The following is a 6689-nucleotide window of genomic DNA, read 5'->3' as shown; positions in this document are numbered from 1 at the left end:
ATTTTGTTGCGCTTAAATGGCAGTTAACAACGATGTAGATCCGACTTCAGTCGATCCTTCATGTTCCGATGCCCCTCTCCATGGGGCCAAAACATACAACCAACGATCTGAGTAACACTCGACCCGAAGGGTATGGACGTTGCCAAAATTCCTCGAATATTAAGATAGGAATGGCAACTCAAATCCCGATGATCATCCCAAACAAAGGGATGCATCCAGATGAGGGATTTGACCTGAGGGTCCCAACATTGGTTAACACCGATCTAAGTATCTGAACCAACCCTTTCATTAACCTACCACAATGATTACCAATGACAACCTTTGGTTCCAACGGACCTCATCAGAGGTCTCCATTCCTCCGATCTACAACCTTTAGAATCAAACGACCTAGATCTATGGTTAACCTAGGTCCGAAGGACATCACTTCAAACATTGATGTAAATCTTATTATGGTTAGGTTGACAGTGGCATAATTAATGACTATCCATTGTATGTGTTGTTAAAACATTTTGAAGTTTACTGACTTGGTTCGATACCAAGTCCAATTCATGGTAACATGACTTCATTGATTCGATCAAACGTTTGGATTTTGCTGATGCCTTTATCAAAAGGCTAGAGTTAAACAACAACACTCGATTTCAGATAAAGATAATGGACTAAAGATGTTTAATCATAGAGATATGTTCTAGTATCCAAGCATAAGTTATTTGGTCGTTGCAAGAAGTGATACAACGATTTATCTAGGTATATCTGGATATTAATGAACAACGGACATGCCGGATCTGTACAGATAGTGTTAATTTTATAAGTTCTAATGGATAACCGTTAAGACAAACACAATAACAAGAAATCAACTAATGGTCTCAACAAACTATGATGTATATTAAAATTTATCAAGCAGTAACATGATTAATGCGGTTTAAATTATATGTGTTTAGATTGGTTACATTGAAATTTTGGATCGATACAACACAAGTTTAGTATTAGTTCCATGATGGTTTCAAATGATAAATTGGAATCATAATAGCATTGAAATATTTAGGATTATGTTAAAGAGTTAATCTTTATTTACCGAATGGATGTTTTCATCGATCAATGATGTTATCCCAAACAATAACTAATAGTTTTTAACAAAAAATTCTAATTGAAATGTATTCAATCTAAAGGATAACATCCGTACACACCAAAAGGATCAACGGATACATGACTAACAAGATATGACCAAAGTTGTTTAATGATTAAAATATTCATCTGTTAGAAGAAACGACAATTGTCATTTACAAGAACGATTGAATTTAAGTTGAATTAAGTATTTAACATTTTTGTTTAACAGACAACGTACCACTTAAATAAAACCAACCACATCCTTAATAATAAGGTAAACATATGTTATAACAACTTAACATAATTATCATATTCGGATCTAACTTGTTTCATTCCGATTTTGTTGTTTAAATCATTTCATTTATCACTTGAATTATAAATTAAACCGAATATAAGAACTAACAATTGATCCAATTAACTCATGGCTCCGATATCTCCATGCCGATACACATCAACCATCGTTCGTTTAAATTATCCGAATCCATTGATTAACATACAAACAAAACATACACATAAACAAACAAACTTTTGTCAACAAAACGTTCAGTACTAATCGATAGTCCAATGGTTCCATACAGATCAGTAACAAACAACCTAAATGTTTCAACAACGAAATAACATCTTCCGGATCATCGATGACAACGGGGTAACAGATCATTTCTATGATGTTTCAATGAATATGTTATCATAATATTTAACTCTTGAATTGGATACCAAACACTTCTACGAGAAACACTAGTGATTTATACCGAAGTAAAGGTCACTGGATTTTGTTAACCAACTATGAGATTACCGTTAACTTACTAATGTTTAAAGAAGTGATTCCAATGTTCATTTGTGATATCACTGATACCCTTGAAATGTAATTGATGGTTAAATCGATCAATAAAACCATGCTGATGTAAAACACAAGAATTAACATTACCAACCCATAAGTGATTTAAGTATTACAAGTTAATATTAACTAATTCAACAAACAAAAACCTACAACAAGTTATCTGAGATTATATGATATATCAATGAAATCATGTTGTAATTATACCCTTAAACATGTTAGATAACAATTTATAACATAATCTGGATTGGTTATAAATTTATTAAACAAAAACCAACAACAAGTGTTAATACCCTGTTATTAATTAGATGTATATGACCGATACAAGGTCACAGACCTCATGTTAACATTTATTTAATTTTATTCTAATCTTTTACCATATATGTTCATTCCTGTTCGGGAATCATTGATTTATTATCATTTAACCTATCATTGTCATCTCCAATATATTAATACGTATATCGATTCAATTCACATACACCATATGATTATGGAATATAGATGTTATACGTTATCGATATATCAGTAAAGATATAAAGTTTTATCAACTGATTACTCAAATATATGTTTAAAACAAAACATCCATGTTGTTATCTTCGATATCGATAGATCTCTAATTCCTAAGTATCCAACGAAGACACTTAACCTCTTATTCTATGAATTTATTTACATCTTATTATATTCAACACCCAGATGATATTATCCCAATCGATGTTAACACTTACTTCGTTGTAACAGTACATGATGGTTCATAATTTTGTTGTTGTATTAGCTTCAAATGTTTTTAGTAAAATGTATTCATCGTTAACCAAATCAATTATCTCATTAAACACTAATATCATTTATCAAAGATATTTATTTAACCACATTAAACCATTCACTCACTAATCATGAAGTACATGTTAAAGATGAAACATAAACCTGGCTTTGGTAACAAGAAAAGCTATTCAGATAACAAGACAAAAAGAAAATTTGCTGTTAACTACAAACAATTGAAACTTTGGTCGTTTATATTGAATGATTTTATTTACATTAAATCAAGTATGAAGTTAATAAAATTCATAAGACATTATGGCGGTATTGACTTTTATATCATTAACAACGATAATATCCATGAACATGTTAAATCATTAAGAGGTCATATGGTCAAGAATTGTTTCAATGAACTACTAACAAAATAATAACAAGTATATTTTAGCTGTTAATCATCTGTTGTTGCCAAACCACCATAGATATCCAAACATTTTGTTCGATGATGGTTATAAGATATATCCTCTGAAGATCATGATATCAGTTGAATAAAATGTTAACGAGGATCGATGGTGGATACTATAAAAGTTATAAAGATGGTATCGATGATGAATTGAATATCTCAAAGATAACGGAAAGGATAGTGAATGTAACGAACGATAGTAATCATTATATTTACATTAAAACCACAACAAAGTAACAACAATTAGATGTTTAATTTTACCGATGAAACAACATATCGATTGATTAAAATAATCATCAAGAAAGTTGTACATGAATTGATCCAGAAGATATTTAAGTGGATGTTGATACAACTAGAACAATTTTAGTGGAGTATGAAAACTAGGAATTACATCAACATTAAATATGTTTGAAGCTGATTTATGACGATATCTGTTAGTGGTTTACCGCTTAAAACAAAACAGTACCAACGTCATCGATATAAATAAAAGATCCGATAGTTAACCTTCGGTATTCCATTCCTATTCATAACTTTTTTTGTATTCATTAATTGTTCTGTTTTAAATGATTACTGATAACATGATATTAACAACATCCATGATCAATAACAACAGGTTGACAATTGTGGTTGTTGCCAATCTTGGTAATCATGTGTTGCTAAACAACTTTGTTCACTCATCATCCGAACCAAACGTTGTAATTTGTTATCGGAATTGAACATAAGTTCCAACCTTTCGATCCGAATAAAAACCATCCTAACGTTGGATCAATTACCTGTAAACAGTCATACTCGTTTGGTTCTAATCTTTTATTAAAGTTAAACGTTTTACATCGATATTAACCATAGTCATGAATATCTTTAACGGAAAAAAAACAAAACCAGAAACCACCATTGGTTTTTAATTCAGTAAGATGTTTATAAATAACTCTGAATGAAATGGATGTAAATGAATTGTCACTGCGTTGTGATGTTAACTAATAAATTTTAAAGGTATGGTTGTTGATCTCTGATAACAGTTCCATCAATTCGATGGGTATATATTATTTCTCGTTTAATTAACCATTCATGGTAAAATATTAATTCATGAAACAAACCGTCATGATTTATTAACAAAATTATAAATCCAACGGCCTATAACACTACCTGATAATTAATTTCATAAAAACAACCAAGATCAAACCTCATGGCATAATGTTCTAAACCTCCATACATCTCTAAGTGTTATAAATCCCCGATAACAATTTAATCACCATATCTGATACTAAGAAAACAAAATAAAGGTTAAAATCATGTACCTTGAATGTCAGTCGAATCTTGGATACAAGATCAAAATTACAACAGTTTAAAGAAGTACAACCGTTCCATTTCTAAGTAATATTTCCAAACAAATAGCTATACCGATCTGATAAGGTTATTAAAAGCCAAGATGTATCGGTAGTGTCTGGTTTCTTGTGACCGAACGTTGACGGATCGAAACAACGAGTACATTGGTTGATGGTTCTATTGAAACAAATGGTCGATGTTATAAACATATCCGATCTTAATGGTCTATCATCGAAGATAAGAGTTAATCGCAACAACCGAGGTGTGTCTAATGATTGGGTACTATATTAATACCCTGAAAGGAGGGTTAACATCAGAGGGGTAGGTAAGTTACTATGTTGGAACAAACACCGAGATAAATTCTTGAAACTTATACTATCTGTTGTCCGATACAACATTCCAACGAGATTACAACCAAAGATACAGTATCAAGGATGGTTTCGATGATAGTAGGATTGAGATTATATTAGGTATAACGTTGTTAGTTAACGATTTATAAATAACAGAGGATGGTTGTTGAGGTGGAATTTAAACGACCATAGAGTTAATTCATGGTAGGATATCATCGGGAAGAGGTAGGAGAACTAAGGAGAGTATCTACCTTGATTGATGTATGTGTTTGGAATGGTATTTATATTCTAGACACAACACCGAGGTACAAAATCCTACATTGAGGATGTAGTGAAAGATGGAGTTATGTAATGGTTTAATGGTGTATACATTGAGGTTGGTTGATAATCTCCGAGAGTATTTATGTTCAATTATTGGAACAGGATTATAATCAAACGTTCATATCAAAGATCTAGACAATAAAACAAACGATCCGATCCCATTGATGTTGTATTCGGAGGTGATAGAAGGCAAGCTGGAGGGCTTGCATGCTCAGAAGTGTGTTGTAGATTTATTGGAAAGGTATTGATAAAGAACATGGTTTATTTATTCCGATCTTGATTTCTATCGGATAAGGTAGATGTTTCGTTCGGTTCCCATTGATAAGAAAATTTCATTAACAACACCAAATGTTGATGTTAAGTTCCACGATGGGTATATGGATCGGTTTAAAATACTAAGAACAAATCAATTCTGTGTTGTTAGTGGTTCGTTGCTAAACGAAGTAGTGAAGATTGGGTTGATTATTGGGATATAACAACGATATGGTTAATGTTTGACATGATCGGATGTTGTTTCGAGGTGGTTAAGTCAATGACTTTGGTGATAAAAGATCAGCTCAACGATATGTTCATGTTTTATCTTAATAAACCGAATGTTATGGCTTGTTGTTGTCAATGATGGTCTCAATTCAGAGTTTGAATGGGTTGATAGGTTCCCGTTCAAGGATTGACTTCGATTGTTTGATTGGTTATTGAACATCATGGCAGATTGTTGGATTAAGCATATGCTGATATACAGTTGAATATGTCCGGTTTATCCATTAGATTCGGATCATTAGAATGAACCATCTAGTGATGGTATTTATTACCAACGTTTAGACGATTACAACGAGGTGATGGAGATGGTAACAACTTTGTTGTCATCGTGCCAACGATGTATGGGATGTTTCAAACAGATTAGATACCAATCTAGGTTTCGTTATTTGTCTGGGGAATGGAATCAATCTACCGTACTTGAATATGAAGTTGGAGTGATAACTATGGACTATGATCTGGTGGTTGGTATTTCAACCAGAACTTTGTTTAGGATTTATCAATCTATGATCGGATGTATTCCATAAGATATTGTTGAAATTTTGTCGGATGTTGGTAGGATTGAATTGTGGTTGTAACTATCACCGATTTATCACATCATGACCGAAGATAATGTGTTTCTAAGATGATAATACTAACAGGTGGTTGTTCATACATTTGGATGTTGGAATTTGATCAAACGTTTGGCATGTTTGTGGTCGGATACAACCTTGGTACGATTGATGGCAACTTCCTCGAAGGAAGTAAAGAGATTGGAGTAATCGACTAGAACTTAGATAATGGTTAAGATGATTCAAACCTCTGATATCTGTTCGATAAGAAACAATTTCCCAACGTCCATGGTCCGATCTCGAAGCAACCATGGTATCAACGAGTAAAGCACATGATCATGGTACTCATTGCTATTAATTAGGTTATGATGTAGTCGGTTAACATTGGCTTAGATTAGGTGAACAATGGTTCGTACAAGTAACATATACACAAATCTTAGACATTATCTCGTTGTTAC

At 32.4% G+C, this 6689-nt stretch carries 7 protein-coding genes; 5 read left to right on the top strand and 2 right to left on the bottom strand.

Features of this window, described 5'->3' with window-relative positions; genetic code table 4:
* Positions 1 to 23 precede the first annotated feature (23 nt).
* Entirely contained in the window at positions 24 to 215 is a 192-nt protein-coding gene (locus MAGTDC_RS02530; RefSeq protein WP_146656910.1) for a hypothetical protein, read from the bottom strand.
* Here MAGTDC_RS02530 and MAGTDC_RS02525 point away from each other — a divergent pair.
* A complete protein-coding gene (locus tag MAGTDC_RS02525) occupies positions 210 to 473 on the top strand; it encodes a hypothetical protein (protein WP_146656909.1) in 264 nt (87 codons plus the stop codon). The two genes, MAGTDC_RS02530 and MAGTDC_RS02525, sit on opposite strands and share 6 nt — an antisense overlap.
* On the opposite strand, the gene MAGTDC_RS04800 is transcribed toward MAGTDC_RS02525, so the two are convergent.
* On the bottom strand, positions 474 to 608 hold the full coding sequence (locus MAGTDC_RS04800; protein ID WP_278046947.1) for a hypothetical protein: 135 nt from the start codon (positions 606 to 608) through the stop codon (positions 474 to 476).
* Positions 609 to 2829: 2221 nt separating this feature from the next.
* On the opposite strand from MAGTDC_RS04800, the gene MAGTDC_RS05920 reads away from it, so the two are divergent.
* The 4 genes from MAGTDC_RS05920 to MAGTDC_RS05620 all read left to right on the top strand — a co-directional run bounded on the left by MAGTDC_RS05920 (position 2830) and on the right by MAGTDC_RS05620 (position 5798).
* Complete coding sequence (locus MAGTDC_RS05920; RefSeq protein ID WP_146656908.1) at positions 2830 to 3120, top strand: large ribosomal subunit protein bL28; 291 nt, start codon at positions 2830 to 2832, stop codon at positions 3118 to 3120.
* Positions 3121 to 4589: 1469 nt separating this feature from the next.
* Complete coding sequence (locus MAGTDC_RS04795; RefSeq protein WP_192573119.1) at positions 4590 to 4766, top strand: hypothetical protein; 177 nt, start codon at positions 4590 to 4592, stop codon at positions 4764 to 4766.
* A 679-nt stretch (positions 4767 to 5445) separates the two neighbouring features.
* Entirely contained in the window at positions 5446 to 5622 is a 177-nt protein-coding gene (locus tag MAGTDC_RS05625) for a hypothetical protein (protein WP_278046946.1), read from the top strand.
* Positions 5623 to 5645: 23 nt separating this feature from the next.
* Complete coding sequence (locus MAGTDC_RS05620) at positions 5646 to 5798, top strand: hypothetical protein (protein WP_278046945.1); 153 nt, start codon at positions 5646 to 5648, stop codon at positions 5796 to 5798.
* Positions 5799 to 6689: the final 891 nt, after the last annotated feature.

This window comes from Candidatus Hodgkinia cicadicola, assembly GCF_002774925.1.
This window is presented reverse-complemented; position numbering and strand designations above follow the sequence as displayed.